At 74.2% G+C, this 17,184-nt stretch carries 16 protein-coding genes; 3 read left to right on the top strand and 13 right to left on the bottom strand.

Annotated elements, in window-relative coordinates; all coding sequences use genetic code 11:
- The first annotated feature begins 264 nt into the window (after nucleotides 1-264).
- Complete coding sequence (locus tag IE331_RS05020) at nucleotides 265-906, top strand: MerR family transcriptional regulator (RefSeq protein WP_192141055.1); 642 nt, start codon at nucleotides 265-267, stop codon at nucleotides 904-906.
- Between the two features lie 12 nt (nucleotides 907-918).
- Here IE331_RS05020 and IE331_RS05015 read toward each other — a convergent pair whose 3' ends face one another.
- The 5 genes from IE331_RS05015 to IE331_RS16710 are packed head-to-tail and all read right to left on the bottom strand — an operon-like array spanning nucleotide 919 to nucleotide 5,234.
- Nucleotides 919-2,505, bottom strand: coding sequence for a protein kinase domain-containing protein (locus tag IE331_RS05015; protein WP_192141053.1), 1,587 nt, complete (start codon nucleotides 2,503-2,505; stop codon nucleotides 919-921).
- 9 nt (nucleotides 2,506-2,514) lie between these two features.
- Nucleotides 2,515-2,919 carry an MmcQ/YjbR family DNA-binding protein gene (locus tag IE331_RS05010; protein ID WP_192141051.1) on the bottom strand — a complete coding sequence of 135 codons (405 nt, stop codon included), beginning with the start codon at nucleotides 2,917-2,919 and terminating at the stop codon, nucleotides 2,515-2,517.
- A gap of 10 nt (nucleotides 2,920-2,929) precedes the next feature.
- Entirely contained in the window at nucleotides 2,930-4,003 is a 1,074-nt protein-coding gene (locus IE331_RS05005; protein WP_192141049.1) for a branched-chain amino acid aminotransferase, read from the bottom strand.
- Between the two features lie 25 nt (nucleotides 4,004-4,028).
- Nucleotides 4,029-5,099: a 3-isopropylmalate dehydrogenase gene (locus IE331_RS05000; RefSeq protein WP_192141047.1), complete on the bottom strand. Its 1,071-nt coding sequence runs from the start codon at nucleotides 5,097-5,099 to the stop codon at nucleotides 4,029-4,031.
- A 9-nt stretch (nucleotides 5,100-5,108) separates the two neighbouring features.
- Entirely contained in the window at nucleotides 5,109-5,234 is a 126-nt protein-coding gene (locus tag IE331_RS16710; RefSeq protein ID WP_263863309.1) for a hypothetical protein, read from the bottom strand.
- Between the two features lie 375 nt (nucleotides 5,235-5,609).
- Between IE331_RS16710 and IE331_RS04995 the strand changes: the two genes are divergently transcribed.
- A complete protein-coding gene (locus IE331_RS04995; RefSeq protein ID WP_192141045.1) occupies nucleotides 5,610-6,176 on the top strand; it encodes an O-methyltransferase in 567 nt (188 codons plus the stop codon).
- Here the strand turns inward: IE331_RS04995 and IE331_RS04990 are convergent.
- The 3 genes from IE331_RS04990 to yczE are packed head-to-tail and all read right to left on the bottom strand — an operon-like array spanning nucleotide 6,133 to nucleotide 9,342.
- On the bottom strand, nucleotides 6,133-6,783 hold the full coding sequence (locus IE331_RS04990) for an exonuclease domain-containing protein (RefSeq protein WP_192141043.1): 651 nt from the start codon (nucleotides 6,781-6,783) through the stop codon (nucleotides 6,133-6,135). The genes IE331_RS04995 and IE331_RS04990 overlap by 44 nt on opposite strands.
- Complete coding sequence (locus IE331_RS04985; RefSeq protein WP_192141041.1) at nucleotides 6,780-8,648, bottom strand: putative nucleotidyltransferase substrate binding domain-containing protein; 1,869 nt, start codon at nucleotides 8,646-8,648, stop codon at nucleotides 6,780-6,782. Before IE331_RS04985 ends, IE331_RS04990 begins: the two co-directional genes overlap by 4 nt.
- A gap of 7 nt (nucleotides 8,649-8,655) precedes the next feature.
- Nucleotides 8,656-9,342, bottom strand: a complete 687-nt coding sequence (yczE, locus tag IE331_RS04980; RefSeq protein ID WP_192141039.1) for a membrane protein YczE — start codon at nucleotides 9,340-9,342, stop codon at nucleotides 8,656-8,658.
- A 61-nt stretch (nucleotides 9,343-9,403) separates the two neighbouring features.
- Between yczE and yczR the strand changes: the two genes are divergently transcribed.
- The gene (gene yczR, locus IE331_RS04975) at nucleotides 9,404-10,852 is read left to right on the top strand and encodes a MocR-like transcription factor YczR (RefSeq protein WP_192141037.1); all 1,449 of its coding nucleotides are present in this window, start codon (nucleotides 9,404-9,406) and stop codon (nucleotides 10,850-10,852) included.
- Between the two features lie 10 nt (nucleotides 10,853-10,862).
- Here the strand turns inward: yczR and serA are convergent, their stop codons facing one another.
- The 5 genes from serA to ilvC all read right to left on the bottom strand — a co-directional run bounded on the left by serA (nucleotide 10,863) and on the right by ilvC (nucleotide 17,124).
- A complete protein-coding gene (serA, locus tag IE331_RS04970; protein ID WP_192141035.1) occupies nucleotides 10,863-12,452 on the bottom strand; it encodes a phosphoglycerate dehydrogenase in 1,590 nt (529 codons plus the stop codon).
- A gap of 96 nt (nucleotides 12,453-12,548) precedes the next feature.
- The gene (locus tag IE331_RS04965) at nucleotides 12,549-13,154 is read right to left on the bottom strand and encodes a histone deacetylase (protein ID WP_192141033.1); all 606 of its coding nucleotides are present in this window, start codon (nucleotides 13,152-13,154) and stop codon (nucleotides 12,549-12,551) included.
- A 4-nt stretch (nucleotides 13,155-13,158) separates the two neighbouring features.
- Nucleotides 13,159-13,866, bottom strand: a complete 708-nt coding sequence (locus tag IE331_RS04960; RefSeq protein WP_192141031.1) for a DsbA family oxidoreductase — start codon at nucleotides 13,864-13,866, stop codon at nucleotides 13,159-13,161.
- Complete coding sequence (locus IE331_RS16915) at nucleotides 13,863-16,058, bottom strand: sensor histidine kinase (RefSeq protein WP_192141029.1); 2,196 nt, start codon at nucleotides 16,056-16,058, stop codon at nucleotides 13,863-13,865. Before IE331_RS16915 ends, IE331_RS04960 begins: the two co-directional genes overlap by 4 nt.
- A 37-nt stretch (nucleotides 16,059-16,095) precedes the next feature.
- Complete coding sequence (ilvC, locus tag IE331_RS04950; RefSeq protein ID WP_318646765.1) at nucleotides 16,096-17,124, bottom strand: ketol-acid reductoisomerase; 1,029 nt, start codon at nucleotides 17,122-17,124, stop codon at nucleotides 16,096-16,098.
- Nucleotides 17,125-17,184 lie beyond the last annotated feature (60 nt).

Below are 17,184 nucleotides of genomic sequence, written 5' to 3'. Positions count from 1 at the left end.
GGCGGGACGGGTGGAGCGCGCGAGGCAACAAAAAAACCTCCCGTGGGACGAGAGGTTGGCGCATCGGGGCGGACTCCGATGCGCTAGACGATGATGATCCTGACTGACTTGCACACGCGTCTCAGTGTGCCATGGTGGAGGGTCGGACAGGAGCCGATGTCTCGGATCGCGGTCTCCGGCGCCGGGCGGATCCCCGGACTCGGACATCGCCGCGCTCTAGGATCGGTTTCAACCACTCTGGATCTAGCGAAGGGTCCTGAACACATGCGCATCAGCAAGCTCAGTGAGAGTGCCGGCCTACCCGTCGGCACCGTCAAGTTCTATCTCCGCAGCGGGCTCCTCCACGCCGGACGCGCCACCAGCGCCACCCAGGCTCAGTACGACGACTCGCACCTGGCCCGGCTCCGCCTGATCCGGGCCCTCCTCGAGGTCGGCGGCCTGGCCCTGGCCGACATCCAGCGGGTGCTCGACGCCATCGACCTGCCGACCGACGACACCGCGCGGAGCGTGGCACTGGTTCACTCGGCCCTGGTGCCGGGGGACGACTGCGACGCCGACCTCGCCACCTCGCGGGAGGCGGTGTCCGGCCTCGGCTGGAGCATCGACCCCGAGTCCACGGCGCTGATCCCCCTGGCGCGGGCACTCGAGGCCCTCGCCTCGGTGGGCGTGGAGGTGCCACCGGAGCGGCTGAGGGTGTACGCCGACAGCGCGTTCCACGCCGCCAGAGCCGACCTGCACGCCGTGGAGGAGGTCGCCGCCGAGGACAAGGCGGTGGTCGCCGGGACCGCCCCGCTCGTGGACGCCCTGATCATCTCGCTGCGCCGGCTGGCCGCCGAGCACCAGCTCGCCCAGAGCGCGCAGCAGCCAGCGGTGCCGGTCCCCCGGCTCACGTTCCCCGGCGCCTGAGGGCCTCCCGGCTCAGCGCAGCACCGACGGCAGGTCGACGCCCACCCAGGGGGCGGTCCGGGCCGGGGTCCAGTCCGGCCCGTCGCCGGCGACGAGCACCAGCGCGGTGCCGACGACCGCGGTCAGCGCCAGCGCGGCCAGGGTGGAGCCCGCCCCCCGTGCTACCGGGAGCACCACCCGGCGGGCGGGTGAGCGGACCCGGGACGAGCCCGGCCCGGTCCACACGACCAGGCCGAGGACGCCGCCCAGGGTCCACAGGGCCGCCGGCACACCGAGGTCGGTGAGGACGAGCAGGAGCGCGGCGCTCCCGACCAGCGCTGCCGTCGACGCCAGCAGCAGCAGGGTGCCGGGCAGCGAGGCCAGCAGGAACCACGGCAGCGACAGCACCAGCTGCGGGGCGTCGTACCAGGTCCGGCCGCGGCGCAGCCGGCGGTCCTCGGCACCGGCCCCGGTCAGCGACAGGGCCCGCAGGGCGACCACCCCGGCCGCGACGACCGATGCCGCGAGGTACGGCGCGGCCCCGACGCCCGCCGCCAGGAGTGCCAGTGCGGATCCGGCCAGGAGCCAGCGGCGGGCGCGTTCGGCCACGGAGACGCGCTCGGGCCACACCGCGGGGGGCGGGGTGGCGTACGGCTCCCGCTCCGCGGGCGGCGGCGAGGAGTCGGGCTCGGGCTCCTCGTAGGTCCAGGACCGGGGGGCGACGTCGGTCGGCTCGTGGTCCGGCGCGGCGGCGAGCGGCACCGTCATCGGACCCGCGCCGAGCGGACCGGGATCCGGGTGCCGGCGGTCCGAGGGCGGGCCCAGCGCGCCCAGCACGACGGAGAGGTCGGGGCGGTGGTCGGGGTCGGGGTCGAGGCAGGCGGCCACCAGCGCCGCGACCGCGGGCTCGAGCCCGGACAGGTCGTGCTCCCCCCGGCGGACCCGGTCCATGACCGCCATCGACGGACCGCTGCCGTAGGGCGGCCGGCCGGTCCCGGCGAACGCCACCGTGGCCGCCCAGGAGTGCACGTCCGCGGACGTGGTCGGCTCCCGGCCGTGCAGGATCTCGGGCGCCAGGTAGCCGGGGGTCCCGAGCAGCCAGCCCGTGCGGGTGACCGGGCTGTCGTCGGCGACCCGGGCCAGGCCGAAGTCGATGAGGACCGGTGTCCGCCCCTCCATGAGCACGTTCGAGGGCTTGACGTCACGGTGCAGGACGCCGGCCCGGTGCACGGCCTCGAGGGCCTCGGCCAGACACCGCGCCAGCCACACCAGCTCCGGGCCGGTCACGGGGCCGCGCTCCCGGACGTGCTCGTGCAGCGACAGGCCGGGCACGTAGCGGGTGGCGACGAACGGCACCGGCCCCCAGGGGTCGGCGTCGATGATCTCGGCGACCCGGGGGCTGCGGACCCGGCTCAGCGAGCCGACCTCGCGGGCCAGCCGGTGCCGGGCCTCCTCGTCGCCGACGACGTGCGGTCGCAGCACCTTGACCGCCCGGCGGGTGCCGTCGGGGGCCAGGCCGAGGTGCACCACGCCCATGCCGCCCTCGCCCAGCCGGCTCAGCAGGCGGTAGCGCCCGACCGTCACCGGGCCGGGCGCCTGCTCGCGTGGGGAGGTGGTCACCCCGGCAGGCTACTCGGCGCGGGCGTCCAGCTCGGCGAGGCGACGCCGCGGCGCGATCGTGCGGTAGGAGGCGTCCACGATCTCCGCGACCTCCCGCCAGTCGGTGCCCGGGGCGTCGAGGTCGGTGCCGAACCAGCCGTGCGGGCCGAGGTAGGCGGGCACGAAGAACCGGTCGTCCTCGTCGTAGGCCGGCGCCTCGGCCGGGTCCGGCTTGAACAGCAGCGAGTGGGGGTGCGGCTCGTGTCGTCCGGGCGCGAGCTTCACCCCGCCGCCGTAGACGGCGAACAGCTTGCCGCAGCGGAAGGCGGGGCGGCCGTGGGTGACCAGCTCGTCGGCGCCGGGCAGCGCCAGGGCGATCTCCCGGAGCCGGGCCAGCAGCGGGTCCCGCTCGTCGAACATCTGCGGGTGTGCCACGGGGAGCCCCTCAGCAGACCCGGTGCATCCAGCCGAAGGTGTCCTCGGCGCGGCCGTACTGGATGTCGACCAGGGCCTGGCGCAGCTTCATCGTCAGGTCGGTGCGGGCCGGGGCGGGCGCGTCGCCGCCGTCCCACTTCAGGCTGCCCACCGGGGTGACGACCGCGGCCGTGCCGCAGGCGAAGATCTCCGTGATCGCACCGCTCGTGACGCCCTCGCGCCACTCGTCGATGCCGAACCGGCGCTCCTCCACGGGGTGGCCGAGCTTGCCGGCCAGCTCCATGATCGACGACCGGGTGATGCCCTCGAGGATGGTCCCGGTCTCCGGGGTGACGATGCGCCCGTCGTCGTACAGGAAGTAGAGGTTCATCCCGCCGAGCTCCTCGACGTAGCGCCCCTCCTGGGAGTCGAGGAAGACGACCTGGTCGCAGCCGTGCGCGGTGGCCTCCTGCTGCGCGACGAGCGAGCTGGCGTAGTTGCCCCCGGTCTTCGCCGCGCCCATGCCTCCGCGCCCGGCCCGGGTGTACTCCTCGGTCAGCCACAGCGTCACCGGCTTGACGCCGCCCTTGAAGTAGGCGCCGGCGGGGCTGGCGATCACCAGGAAGGTGACGTGCTGTGCGGGTCGCACGCCGAGGAAGGTCTCGGTGGCGATCATGAACGGCCGCACGTAGAGACTCTTCTCGCCCTCGGCGTCGGGCACCCACCGCTGGTCGGTCTCGACCAGCGCGTCGACGGCCTGCACGAAGTCCTCGGGGTCGAGCTCGGGGAACGCGAGCCGGCGCGAGGAGCGCACCATCCGGCGGGCGTTCTCCTCGGGCCGGAACATCCACACGGAGCCGTCGTCGTGCCGGTAGGCCTTCATCCCCTCGAAGGTCTCCTGCGCGTAGTGCAGCACCGCGGTGGCCGGGTCGAGCGTGAGCGGGCCGTACGGCGTGATCCGGGCGTCGTGCCACCCCCGGTCCGGGGTCCACTCCACGAGGAACATGTGGTCGGTGAAGTGGGTCCCGAAGCCGGGATTGGCGAGGATCTCGGCGAGGCGCTCCGGCGCGACGGCAACGGTGGAGGCGGTGGTGCTGATCTGCATGGGGGTCACGGTATCCAAGCCGGGCTCACCCGGCGACCCGGGCGGCGATCGCGTCCCCGACCTCGGGCGTGGACCGGCGGGCGCCCGCGGTGCGGGCGGCCAGGTCGGCGAGCACCGCGGCCTCCACGTCGGCGGCCGGACCGGCGTGGCCGAGGTGGTCCAGCATCAGGGCGACCGAGAGGATCGCCGCGGTCGGGTCCGCCACCTGCTGGCCGGCGATGTCGGGGGCCGAGCCGTGCACCGGCTCGAACATCGAGGGCGCGGTCCGGTCCGGGTTGACGTTGCCGGACGCGGCCAGGCCGATGCCGCCGGTGATCGCCGCCGCGAGGTCGGTGACGATGTCGCCGAAGAGGTTGTCGGTGACGATCACGTCGAACCGGGCCGGGTCGGTGGCGAGGAAGATCATGGCGGCGTCGACGTGCATGTAGTCGACGGTGACGTCGGGGTACTCCGAGGCGACCTGCTGCACGAGCCGCCACCACACGGCACCGGCGTGGACGAGCACGTTCGTCTTGTGCACGAGCGTCAGCCGGCGGCGCGGGCGGCGCTGTGCCCGCGCGAACGCGTCCCGGACGACGCGCTCGACGCCGAACGCGGTGTTCACGCTGACCTCGGTGGCGACCTCGGCCGGTGTCCCGACGCGCAGCGCACCGCCGTTGCCCGTGTAGGGACCCTCCGTGCCCTCCCGCACCACCACGAAGTCGACCTCGCCGGGGTCGGCGAGCGGCGAGGTGACGCCCGGGAAGATCCGCGAGGGCCGCAGGTTCACGTAGTGGTCGAGCTCGAAGCGCAGCCTCAGCAGCAGGCCCCGCTCGAGGATCCCCGGCGGCAGCGCCGGGTCGCCGGGCCGGCCGCCGACCGCCCCGAGCAGGATCGCGTCGTGCCCGCGGATCTCCTCCAGCACGGAGTCGGGCAGCACCTCGCCGGTCGCGAGGTACCGCTCGGCACCGAGGTCGTAGCGGGTCTGCTCGAGCTTCACCGTGGCCGGGGCCGCCGCCTGCAGCACCTTGAGTGCCTCGGCGGTGACCTCCGGCCCGATCCCGTCACCGGGGACGACGGCGAGCTGGAGGGTGGTCTTCGGGTCCGGGGAGGTCATGGGCGGAGACTAGTTGTCCTCCGGGCTGGGGCCACCGTTGTCTCGCAGGTCAAGCGCGGCCTGCACGGCCTCGTGGCTGAACGGGTTCTCGGGGTTGTGGCTGGCCGGGCCCCACTCGGGATACATGTCGTACATGGGTCTGCTCCTGGTTCTGGTGTGCTCGTGCGGACGGTGCCTCGCGACGGGCGGAGGGGCGGCCGGTGGGCCGCCCGGGACCAGGAGGTGCGGGTCACGCGTGCTGCCGGCGTGCCCGTTGCGGAGGCGGTGAACGGTGGATCGGGCCGGCGGGCCGATCGGCGGCCGGGAACGATCCGGTGGAGAGAGGGAGGCCGTCCACGCCGAACACCGCGGCGAGGTGGCCTCCGGTCAGGCCCCGCCGCGGCAGTCGATGAGTACGAACACGCTCCGCATGATGGGACAGACGGTACGCCGCCGGGCCCGGGCACGCAGTCGGGTTTCCACAACTGTTCGCATGTCGAGACGATCGTCCCGAAATGGAAGACTCCCCCCATGAGTGCACCCCCCGAGCTGCCCGCGATCGTCTCCCGCGCGTTCGACACCTCGCGCCGCGCCGGCTACGTCTCGTTCTGCCGCAACGAGACCGGCCGCCTGCTCGCCGCGCTGGCCGCCACCCGGAGCGGGACGCTCGCCGAGTTCGGCACCGGCACCGGCGTCGGCACCGCCTGGCTGCGCTCCGGCGTTCCCGAGGGCGCGCGGATCCTCACCGCCGAGCTCGACCCGCGGCTGGCCGAGGCGGCGGCCGAGATCTTCACCGACGACCCCAGGGTGGAGGTGCGCGCGGCCGACTGGTCGACGCTGCGCGACCAGGGTCCGTTCTCGCTGCTCTTCCTCGACTCGGGCACCCCCGCCGAGGTCACTCCGGACGCGGTGGCCGACCTGGTCGAGCCGGGCGGCCTGGTCGTGCTCGACGACTTCGCCCCCTGTGAGATGTGGCCGCCGCTGACCGGCGGCCGGGTGGACACGCTGCGGGAGCAGTGGCTGACCGACAAGCGGTTCACCGCGGTCGAGGTGCTCATCGCCAGCGACGCCGCAGCGCTGATCGCCACCCGCCGGTAGCGCGGAGCCGGGACAGGGTCGGCTCCTGCCCGCCACCGGCCGCGGTGAGCTCGGCCACCTGCGCGAGGTAGAGCTCGGCGCACGCGATCGCGTCGGAGAGCGCGTCGTGGGCCGGCACGTCCGGGAGGCCGAAGCGGCGCCGTGCGGCCCACAGCCGCAGGGACCCGGGGGCCGGCTCGGGCTCCCAGGCCGAGGTCACCAGCCGTCGCTGCAGCGCGACGGTGTCCACCACCGGGGTCCGCAGCGGGCTTCCGGTCAGCCGCCGGCACGCCGCGTCGAGGAAGCCGATCTCGAGCGGGGCGTGGTGGGCCAGCAGCACCCGGCCCGCGAGGGCCGCGAGCAGCTCGGCCAGGACCTGCTCGAGCGGCACCCCGTCCGAGAGGACGTCGTGCGTCAGACCGTGCAGCGCGACGGAGGGGCCCGGGTCGCCGTCGTGACGGACCACGACCCGGCGGGCGCCACGCAGATCGACCCGGGTGCCGTCGACGGGGACGAAGCCGACCGCCAGCAGGGCGTCCCGGGCCGGGTCGAGCCCGGTGGTCTCGACGTCGACGGCGAGCAGTCGCAGCCGACCGGCCGGCGTCCGGCCCTCGGGAGCCGACCTCACGGCACCGCGTGCAGCGGGTGGCGCTGCCCGAGCGCTCCCTGGGCGGTGCGCACCACCGCGAACGCCTCCCGGAGGTGCCGCTTCTCGAAGGAGCTGAGCTCGTCCGGCGCCACGAAGTTGTCGGCCTCGACCCCCTCCCGGACCTGCCCGGCCTGGTGGCGCAGCCGCACGAACGACAGGAACTCCCACGCGTCGCGCAGGTCCGCGCCGAGGGCCTCGCTGAGCACGCCGGCACCGACCGCGTCGCCGAGCCGGGTCCGGCTGTTGGTCGCGGGCGAGCCCACGGCCAGGGCGTGGACCCGGGCCACCTTGACCACCAGGCCGGCCCCGCCGCGCTTGATGTCGAGCGTGTCCCGGTGCGCGCCGGCCTTCTCCAGCACCAGGCCCCGGAAGAAGCCCAGCGGCGGCGGGTGGGCGGCCGCCTCCTTCGCGAGGTGGGCCAGGAACAGCGTGGCCGACCGCGCGGAGTCCCGCACGTGGTCGAGGAGGAGCGAGGTGAGCCGCTCCTCCCCGTGCACGTGCCGGAGGTCGAAGTAGATGCTGGCCTGGAGCACCGCCTCGGGCGAGGGTCGGTCCAACCAGCTGGTGAACTGGTGCCGCCAGGCCCGGAGCGGCACCCGGCGGGCCGGGTTGGTCGCCATCACCTCCCCCGGGCAGCGCGGGTAGCCGGCCGCCTCGAGCCCCCTGGTGACGTCCTCGGCCAGGGTCGCGAAGTACGCCGCGTGCTCGGCGCCGGCGGCGTCGTCGAGCAGCAGCGCATGGTCCTGGTCGGCGTGCAGGGCCTGCTCGCGCCGGGCCCGGGAGCCCAGGGACAGCCAGGCGTAGGGCACCGGCGGCGTCCCGAGCCGGCCCTCGGCCAGCTCGAGGAGCCGGCGCTCGACGGCGTCGCCGACCAGCGTCAGGATCCGGCCGATGTCGTCGGCGGAGGCGTCCTGGTCGACCAGGCTCTCCACGACCTCGCCCAGACGGCCGCCGAGTCGGGCTACCGCCTGCTCGTCGGGGGCCCGCTGGATGTCACCGACCAGGTAGACCGGGTTCGCCTGCTCGAGGTGGAGCAGGTCGGTGGCGGTGACCATCCCGATCGGGCGGCCCTCGCTGACCACCGGCAGGTGGTGGATGTTGCGGGTCACCAGCTCGAGCAGCACGTCCAGGGCCAGCGCGTCGGGCGGGGTCCCGACCGGGTCGCGGGTCATCACCTCCGCCACGGGCACGCCCGGGTCCCGACCGGCGGCCAGGACCCGGGTCCGCAGGTCGCGGTCGGTGAGGATGCCGGCCAGCCGGCCGTCCACCAGCACGAGCAGCGAGGAGACCCGCTCCTGCGCCATCACCCGCGCGGCCTCGGTGACCGAGGCGGCACCGGACACCGTGACCGGGCTCCGGCGGACCAGGTCGCGGACGTGGGTCCGCAGCACCGAGCCGTCTCGGGCACCGGCGCGCCGCACGACCGCCGCACGGCCGAGCCGCTCCTCGTCGGGGGGCGCGAAGAACCGGGTCAGCACCGGGTGCGCGGCCCGCAGGGTCTCGAACGCCGCGGCCGGCAGGGACAGCACCAGCGTGTCCTCGAAGGCGCTGACCTGGTCGTGGGAGACCTCCCCGGCCACCAGGGCACGTCCGCCGACACAGGTGCCGGCCCCGCCGCGGTCCACGAGCAGACCGTCCCGGTCGTGCACGTCGACCGCTCCCGAGCGCACGACGAGCAGCCGGGTCGGCTGCTCCCCCCGGGCCAGGATCAGCGTGCCGCGGCGGAAGTACTCGATGGCCAGCGACCGGGGCAGCGCGTCGAGCACCGGACCGGGCAGCTGGTCGAAGGGCGGGTGCCCGGCCAGGAACGAGCGGATCTCGGCGAGCTCGACGTCCAGGGCCACCCGCCCATCATGGCAAGGGAACCCGGCGCGGTGTCGGATCCAGCTCGACGATGCATGCCGGGAGCAGCAGCTGGGCGAGGGGGCCGATCGCGAGGGCGTAGAGCACCGTGCCCACACCGAGGATCCCGCCGAGCAGCAGCCCGATCAGCACGACGCCGACCTCGAGCCCGGTGCGGACCGTGCGCAGCGACCAGCCCGTCGTGCGGGCCAACCCGGTCATCAGCCCGTCCCGCGGGCCGCGGCCGAACTGCGAGCCGATGTAGAGCGCGGTGGCCAGACCGTTGAGGAGCACGCCCAGCACGAGCAGCGTCACCCGCAGCGCCAGTCCGTCCGGCCGGTCCAGCACGGCCAGCGTCGCGTCGGCCGCGACGCCCACCACGAGGGCGTTGGCCACCGTCCCCAGGCCCGGCTTCTCCCGGAGCGGCACCCACAGCAGCAGCACCACGAAGCTCATCAGGACGACCATCTGCCCGAGCGTGACCGGGACCAGGCGCACCAGACCCGAGTGCAGCACGTCCCAGGGAGCCAGGCCGAGGTCGCCCCGGACCATCAGGCCCAGCGAGACGCCGTACAGCACCAGGCCGAGGAACAGCTGCGGCAGCCGCCGGCCCAGGCGCCCGGCCCGGACCTGGGCGACCGGGCCGAGGTCGGCGAGGGTACGGCGCGCGGGGCGGCTGGTGGTGCGGAACGGCATGTGCCCAGCGTGCCCGGCATTGGCATGGAATCAAATAGCCAATCGTGAGACAGTGGCCTGCATGAGCACCCTCGTCACCGCCGGTCGGGTGGCCACCCTGGTCGGCGACTTCCCCCGCAGCCCGGCCTACGTCGGTCTCGCCGACGCCCTGCGCATGCTGGTCACCGACGGTCGGATCCCGCACGGGACCCGGCTCCCCAGCGAGCGGGACCTGACCGCGGCGCTGGCGGTCAGCAGGACCACCGTCACCCGCGCCTACGCCGAGCTCCGGGAGCGTGGCTACGCCGAGGCCCGCCAGGGCGCCGGCACCTTCACCCGGCTGCCGGGCGGGCCGGACCGGGCCACGGACCGGACACTGACCCCTCGGGCGGGCGGGCGGGACCTGATCGACCTCACCTGTGCCGCGGCCTCCGCCCCACCCGGGCTGGCGGCCGCCTACGAGGCCGCCCTCACCGACCTGCCGGCCTACCTCTCGGGGCACGGTTACTTCCCCGCCGGCCTGCCGGAGCTGCAGCGCGCGATCGCGGCCCGGTACGACGCGCGCGGCCTGCCCACGGACCCGGACCAGGTGATGGTCACCCCGGGCGCCCTCGCCGGGACGGCCGTGGTCGCCCGCGCCTGCACCGACCCCGGGGACCGGGTGCTCGTCGAGACCCCGGGCTACCCGAACGCCGTCCACGCCCTGACCCAGCGCTCGACCCGGATCGTCGGGACCGCGGTGGACCCGGACGGCTGGGACCTCGACGCGGTCGCCGCGGCGATCCGGCAGGCCTCCCCCACCGCCGCCTACCTCGTCCCGGACTTCCAGAACCCCACGGGCAACCTGATGTCCGACGCCGACCGCGCCCGCTACGCCCGCGAGCTGGCCCGCTCCCGCACCCTGGCCATCGTCGACGAGGCGCACCAGTCGCTGGCCCTCGACGGGCAGCCGATGCCACGTCCGATGGCCGCCCACGTGGAGGAGGCTGGCGGCGAGGCGGTGACGGTGGGCAGCGCGAGCAAGATGATGTGGGGAGGCCTGCGCCTGGGCTGGATCCGGGTCCCGCACGGTCGCCGGGACGCGGTCACCCGGGCGCGGCTCATGCTCGACCTGGGGGCTCCGGTGCTCGAGCAGCTGACCCTCACCCGGCTGCTCGCGGACCCCGAGCCGGTCGTGGCCGCCCACCGCGACCGGCTGCGCGAGCAGCGGGACCGGCTGGCCGCCGCGGTGCGGGCCGAGCTGCCGGACTGGGAGTTCCGGCTGCCCGGCGGCGGGCTGGCCCTGTGGTGCCGACTGCCGGTGCCGCTGTCCTCGCGCGTCGTCGCGGAGGCCGAGGCGCTCGGCGTGGCGCTGGCGCCCGGCCCGGTCTTCGCCCGGGCCGGCGGCCACGAGCACTTCGTGCGGCTGCCGTGGACCCGGCCGGCCGACGAGCTCGAGGAGGCCGTGCGCAGGCTGGGCCGGGCCTGGGCCGTGGCCCGCTCCGGGCGGGAGGGCCGAGGTGGGGAGCCGGACCGGGTGATGGTCGCCTGAGCCGGGCCCCTCAGAGGGTCAGGTCGACCGCGCGCACGGACTCCGCGTCGATCGCCAGGGCGATCTCGGCCAGGGTCTCGGCGGCGATCGCGGAGTCGACCGACAGCGCCACCAGCGCCGCACCGCCCTTCGCATCGCGGGCCACCTGCATGCCGGCGATGTTCACCTTGGCGTCGCCGAGGATCCCGCCCACGGTGCCGACCATCCCCGGTCGGTCCTCGTAGCGCAGGAACGCCAGGTGGTCGGTCGGCTCGATGTCGAGGTCGAACCCGTTCACCTCGACCAGCCGCTCCCGCTGGCTGATCCCGATCAGCGTGCCGCTCACCGAGACCTGGGACCCGTCGGCGAGGGTGCCGCGGATCGTGATCAGGTTCCGGTGGTCGGGGCTCTCCGGCTCGGTCAGCAGCCGGACCGCGGTGCCCCGCTCCGCGGCCAGCAGCGGCGCGTTCACGTAGGAGACCTGCTCCGGCACGATGTCGCTGAACACGCCCTTGAGGGCGGCCAGCTCCAGCACCTTGACGTCGAACTCGGTGATCTCGCCGCGCACCTCGACGTCGACCTGCTGGGCGACCTCCCCGGCCAGGGCGGTGAAGACGCGGCCCAGCTTCTCGGTCAGCGGGATCCCCGGCCGGACGTCCTCGGCGATCACGCCGCCCTGCACGTTGACCGCGTCCGGGACCAGCTCCCCGGAGAGGGCCAGCCGCACGGAGCGGGCCACGGCGAGCCCGGCCTTCTCCTGCGCCTCCTCGGTCGAGGCACCCAGGTGCGGCGTGGCCACGACGTTCTCCAGCTCGAACAGCGGGCTGTCGGTGCAGGGCTCGGAGGCGAACACGTCGAGCCCCGCGGCGGCGATCCGCCCGGTCTTCAGGGCGTCGTGCAGGGCGACCTCGTCGACGATCCCCCCGCGCGCGGCGTTGACCAGGACCAGGCCGGGCCGGGCCCGGGCCAGCTGGTCGGCGCCGATCAGGCCGACCGTCTCGGTGGTCTTCGGCAGGTGCACGCTCATGAAGTCCGACTCGGTGAGCAGCGTGTCCAGGTCGACCAGCCGGACCCCCATCTGCGCCGCCCGACCGGCCTGCACGTAGGGGTCGTAGGCGAGCACCTTCATCCCGAAGGCGCTCAGGCGCTGGGCGACCAGCACCCCGATCCGCCCCAGGCCGACGATGCCGACGGTCTTCTCGTAGAGCTCGGTGCCGGTGTAGCGGCTGCGCTGCCACTCGCCGGCCCGCAGTGCGGCGTGCGCGGGACTGACGTGCCGGGCGGCCGCCAGCATCAGCGCCACCGCGAGCTCGGCGGCGCTGACGATGTTGGAGGTCGGCGCGTTGACGACCATGACGCCGGACTGGGTGGCGGCCCGGACGTCGACGTTGTCCAGCCCGACGCCGGCGCGGGCGACCACCTTCAGCCGGGGCGCCGCGGCCAGGGCCTCGGCGTCCACCCGGGTCGCGGACCGGACCAGGAGCGCCTCGGCCTCGCCGATGGCGGCCAGCAGCTCGGACCGGTCGGCGCCGTCACAGCGGCGGATCTCGAAGTCCGGCCCGAGGGCGGCCACCGTGGCCGGGCTGAGCTCTTCTGCCAGGAGTACGACGGGCTTGCTCACAGCGGTGTCCTCGGTGGTCGTGCGTGGATGCGAGTCCCGCGACCCGCCGGAGCGAGCCGAGGCTCGTGCACGACGCTGTGCCCGATGAGGGCGAGCCTACCCGAGGACGCGCTCGGCGAGGTGCCGACGGGAGGTCCGGTCCATCCCGGGCCTGTCGTGGAGGTAGGCCGAGACCTCGTCGTCGTCCAACCCGTGCGTCTCGCGCAGGCCCGAGACGATCGTGGCCAGGTAGGGAGCGGTGGGCGCGTTGCGGGCGATGGCGTCGGGCTGCTCCGCGGTGAACGTGAGCATCGGCACGCCCTCCAGCTCGCCCACCAGGTGCAGCGTCTCGTAGTGCCCGGGGCCGACGCTGTGGCTGCGGTGCTCCATCACATGGGCCAGGTCGAGGTCCTCGCCCGGCTCGCGGTGCATCTCCTGCGCGGCCACGTCCGCGAACTGCTCCTCGGTGACCAGGTAGGCCCGGGCGTAGGCCACGTCGTCGGCCCGGGCGTCGAGGAACGAGACGCCGCCGCCCCACGTGGTCGACTCCCACCCGAAGAACATCGAGCCGGGGAGCACGACCGCTCGCTCGTCGCGGGGCGCCGTGCTGTCGCGGGCGCCGGTGCAGGATCGGGCAGCACCCTCCGGCCGGCCACCTTCGAGGTAGCAGGCGAACCGCTCGGGAGCGAGGTTCGACCCGTAGCTGGCGTACCAGACGAGCACCGGGTCAGCTCACGCACCCGTCCGGGCCGCACCGGTCACCGTCGGGGGCGCCGACGACCTCGAGGGACGGGTGCGCATCGGCCCACGCCCGCTCGAGCAGTTGGGTGAACACCTCCGCCGGCTGGGCGCCGGAGACGGCGTACCGCTCGTCGACGACGAAGAACGGCACGCCGCCGGCCCCGTAGGCCTGGGCGCGCTCGATGTCGTGGTGGACCGCGTCGCGGAAGTCGTCCCCGGCCAGCACCCGCTCGACCCGGCTGCGGTCCAGCCCGGCCGCCACGGCCACCTCGGTGAGGGTCGCGGCATCGGCGACGTCGGCCTCGTCCATCAGGTACGCCTCGAGCAGCCCCTCCTTGAGCGTGTCCTGCCGGTCGGCGCCGTCCTCGAGGGCGAGGTGCAGCAGCCGGTGGGCGTCGAGGCTGTTGACCGGCTGCGCGCCGCGCAGCCGGTAGAGCAGGCCCTCCTCGGCCGCCACGGCCTCCATCTGGTCGATCATCCTCAGTCCCGCCGGCTCGCCGCCGCCGTACTTGCGGCCGAGGTGCTCGGCGAGCGGCTCGCGCGCCTGCGCCGGGGCTCCAGGGTCGAGCTGGAACGAGCGCCAGACCACCTCGACCCGGCCCCGGTGCGGGAAGGACCCGAGGGCGCGCTCGAGGCGGCGCTTGCCGATGTAGCACCACGGGCAGACGATGTCGGACCAGACTTCGATTCTCACGTGCTGCCCAACACCGGCCGGGCGTTCTCTGTTCCCCCGGACGGGGATGCCGTGCCCGATCCCGTGCCCGACCCGGTGCCCGGCCCAGCGAGCGGGAGGGTGATCACGAACCGGCTCCCACCCCCGGGGCGGGACTCGGCGACGATCTGGCCGCCGTGGGCCAGCACGAGGGCCTTGGTGATCGAGAGGCCGAGCCCGGTGCCGGGGATGCCGTGCTGCTTGGCGGTGGCGGCGCGGAAGAGGTGGTCGAAGATGTAGGGCAGCTGCTCCTCGGAGATGCCGATCCCGTCGTCGGCCACCGCCACCACCACCTCCCGACCGTTGGGCGTCACCGAGACCCGGAGATGCCCCCCGGTCGGCGTGAATTTCACGGCGTTGGACAGCAGGTTGTCCACCACCTGACGCAGCCGTCCGGCGTCGCCGTCCACCCAGGCCGGAGCGAGCTCGGTGTCGATCTCCAGGCCCTTCTCCTGCACCTGCAGGCGCTGGGCCTCCACGGCCTCCTCGACCACGCTCCGCAGGTCCAGCCGGACCAGGTCGAGCGTGGTGATGCCGGAGTTCAGCCGGGCCAGGTCGAAGAAGTCGTCGACGAGCTCGGTCAGGTCCCGCGAGCGACGCTCGATGATCGCGAGGAAGGTGCGCTGCGCCGCGGTGAGGTCAGGGTCGTCCATGAGCAGCTCGGCGTACCCCAGGATCGCCGCCATCGGCGTGCGCATCTCGTGCCCGGCCAGCGCCACGAACTCGTCGCGCAGCTGCTGGCTCTCGCTGAGCGCCTCGACCTGCTGCCGCTCCAGGGCCAGCAGCTGCTCGCGCTGCTCGGCGATCGCGCGACGCTCGGTGACGTTGGTCGAGATGCCGTCGAAGAAGTGGCGCTCCCCCTCGACCCGGGGCATGCCGCGGGTCCAGATCCAGCGGGTGACGCCGTCGAAGCCGACGAACCGCAGCTCCGCCTCCGACGGCCCGCCGCGGGCGATCCGCGCCAGGAACTCCTCGTAGCGGGCGGCGTCCTCCGGGTGGATCAGCTGGTTCGCGGCCACGAACATCGAGGACATCTCCTCCGGGAGTGCTCCCCCGAAGAGGCCCTCGGCGTTGGGGCTGGTGTAGACGAGGTCCATCGACCCGTCGGCGGCGACCTCCATCGTCCAGACCAGGTCGTCGAGCTTGGCGATCGACCGCGAGAACAGCTCCCGCTCCCGGTCCAGGCTCCTGCTGAGCTCCTCGGCGCGTCGCCACTCCGCGTCCCGCCGCTCCTCCAGGACCTGGTTCACACGGCGCAGCTCGGCCTGGGCCGTGTCCTGACGCTCGACTGCCAGGTCGAGCCGCCGGGCGGTGTGGACGGCGACCGCCAGCACCGCCACCGCCGCCAGCGTCACCGTCAGCGCGATGCCGAAGCGCTCGCCGAACAGGCCGGACTCCCCCAGCCGGAGCCGCACGAAGCCGAGCAGCGGGAAGAACCCGAGGGCCACCGGGGCGAGCCGTCGCACCAGCGCCGCGCCCGGTCCCCGGTCGGCCAGCAGCCAGGTCACCAGCCCGCCGGGGACCAGCGCCCCGACCGCCAGCGCGGTGAGCACCAGCAGGACGGAGGTGTGCACCGCCATGGTGGCGAACGCGGCCACCGCGTAGAGCTGCTCGACGTCGTAGGCGTAGCCCAGGATCGCCACCCCGCCGAGCAGCGCGGGCACCACCAGCAGCCACCCCGTGCCGCGCCACCAGCCACGCCACCCGGCCAGCAGCGCCAGGCCGGAGAACAGCAGCGCGATCGCCGAGGTGGGCGCCATCCGCCCGGGCGGGTTGTTGCCGACCGACCCGGAGTCGGTGACCAGGAGCTCGTCGATCCCGAGGTCGACGCCCGCGAGGTACTCGACGAGGGTGAGCGCGGTGACGGCGACGACGGCCCCAGCCGCCCAGCCCGCCCAGCCCGACCAGCCCCACCGGGCCGGCAGGCCCGACCGGCCCGTGCCGCGCCGCCCGTCGAGCAGGGCGACGGCGGCCGCCGATCCCAGCAGCAGGAAGCACAGGGCCGTGTTCACCTTCATCGAGGTGTAGCCCGGCAGCACCGAGGTCAGCACCGTGACGTCGAGCGCCCAGCCGACCAGCACCAGCGCGGACACCAGCACCACCGTCCCGGCCGCGGCGACCGGGATCCACCGGGATCGCCCCGCCGCGACCTGATGGTGCTCGACAGTGACCACGGCCAGCAGTGTAGGACGGGGACCTCGGGTCAGAGGGTCAGCGGGTCGCCGTGCCCTCCGTGTAGTCGGAGTCGTGGCTCTTGACCCAGGCCATCAGCTTGCGCAGCTCCCGGCCGGTCCCCTCGATCGGGTGTGCCTCGCCCTTGGCCCGCAGCTCCTTGAACTCCGGGGAGCCGGCCTCGTGGTCCTCGATGAACCGGGTGGCGAACGAGCCGTTGCGCACGTCCTCCAGCACGGCCTTCATGTTCTCCTTCACCTCGGGGGTGATCACCCGCGGTCCGGAGACGTAGTCGCCGAACTCCGCGGTGTCGGAGACCGACCAGCGCTGCTTGGCGATGCCGCCCTCGTACATGAGGTCGACGATGAGCTTCAGCTCGTGCAGGCACTCGAAGTAGGCGACCTCGGGCTGGTAGCCGGCCTCGGTCAGCACCTCGAAGCCGTACATCACGAGCTGGGACGCGCCGCCGCACAGCACGGCCTGCTCGCCGAACAGGTCGGTCTCGGTCTCCTCGGTGAAGGTGGTCCGGATGCCCCCGGCACGCAGGCCGCCGATGGCCTTGGCGTAGGAGAGTGCGAGGTCCCAGGCGGTGCCGGACTCGTCCTTCTCCACCGCGACCAGGACCGGCACGCCCCGCCCGTCGACGTACTCCCGGCGCACCAGGTGGCCAGGCCCCTTGGGCGCGACCATGAACACGTCGACGCCGGCCGGCGGGGTGATGAAGCCGAAGCGGATGTTGAAGCCGTGGCCGAAGACCAGGGTGTCGCCCTCGGCGATGTTCGGCGCGACCTCCTCGGCGTAGAGCCTGCGCTGCACCTGGTCGGGGGCCAGGATCACGATCACGTCGGACTCCTCGACCGCCTGGGCCGGCGTGAGCACGCGCAGCCCCTCGGACTCGGCCTTGGCGCGGCTCTTGGAGCCCTCGGGCAGACCGATCCGCACGTCGACGCCGGAGTCGCGCAGCGACAGCGCGTGGGCGTGCCCCTGGCTTCCGTAGCCGAGGACGGCGACGTTCTTGCCCTGGATCAGGGTCAGGTCGGCGTCGTCGTCGTAGAACATGTCAGCCACGGGGGCTCTCCTTCACGTTGGTGGTCTGGTGCAACGGATCTCGGTGGTGGGGTGTGGTGT

Origin of the sequence: Nocardioides donggukensis, from assembly GCF_014842875.1 — a bacterium.
In the GTDB taxonomy this organism is placed as follows: domain Bacteria; phylum Actinomycetota; class Actinomycetes; order Propionibacteriales; family Nocardioidaceae; genus Nocardioides; species Nocardioides donggukensis.
Note: the sequence above shows the minus strand (reverse complement) of the source record. Positions and strands in the feature narration are given on the sequence as shown.

Excerpts from the sequence above, each read along its gene's own strand:
- IE331_RS05020 (WP_192141055.1), top strand. The coding sequence starts at position 265 with ATGCGCATCAGCAAGCTCAGTGAGAGTGCCGGCCTACCCGTCGGCACC.
- IE331_RS05005 (WP_192141049.1), bottom strand. The coding sequence starts at position 4,003 with ATGCAGATCAGCACCACCGCCTCCACCGTTGCCGTCGCGCCGGAGCGC.
- IE331_RS05000 (WP_192141047.1), bottom strand. The coding sequence starts at position 5,099 with ATGACCTCCCCGGACCCGAAGACCACCCTCCAGCTCGCCGTCGTCCCC.
- IE331_RS16710 (WP_263863309.1), bottom strand. The coding sequence starts at position 5,234 with ATGTACGACATGTATCCCGAGTGGGGCCCGGCCAGCCACAACCCCGAG.
- IE331_RS04995 (WP_192141045.1), top strand. The coding sequence starts at position 5,610 with ATGAGTGCACCCCCCGAGCTGCCCGCGATCGTCTCCCGCGCGTTCGAC.
- yczE (WP_192141039.1), bottom strand. The coding sequence starts at position 9,342 with ATGCCGTTCCGCACCACCAGCCGCCCCGCGCGCCGTACCCTCGCCGAC.
- yczR (WP_192141037.1), top strand. The coding sequence starts at position 9,404 with ATGAGCACCCTCGTCACCGCCGGTCGGGTGGCCACCCTGGTCGGCGAC.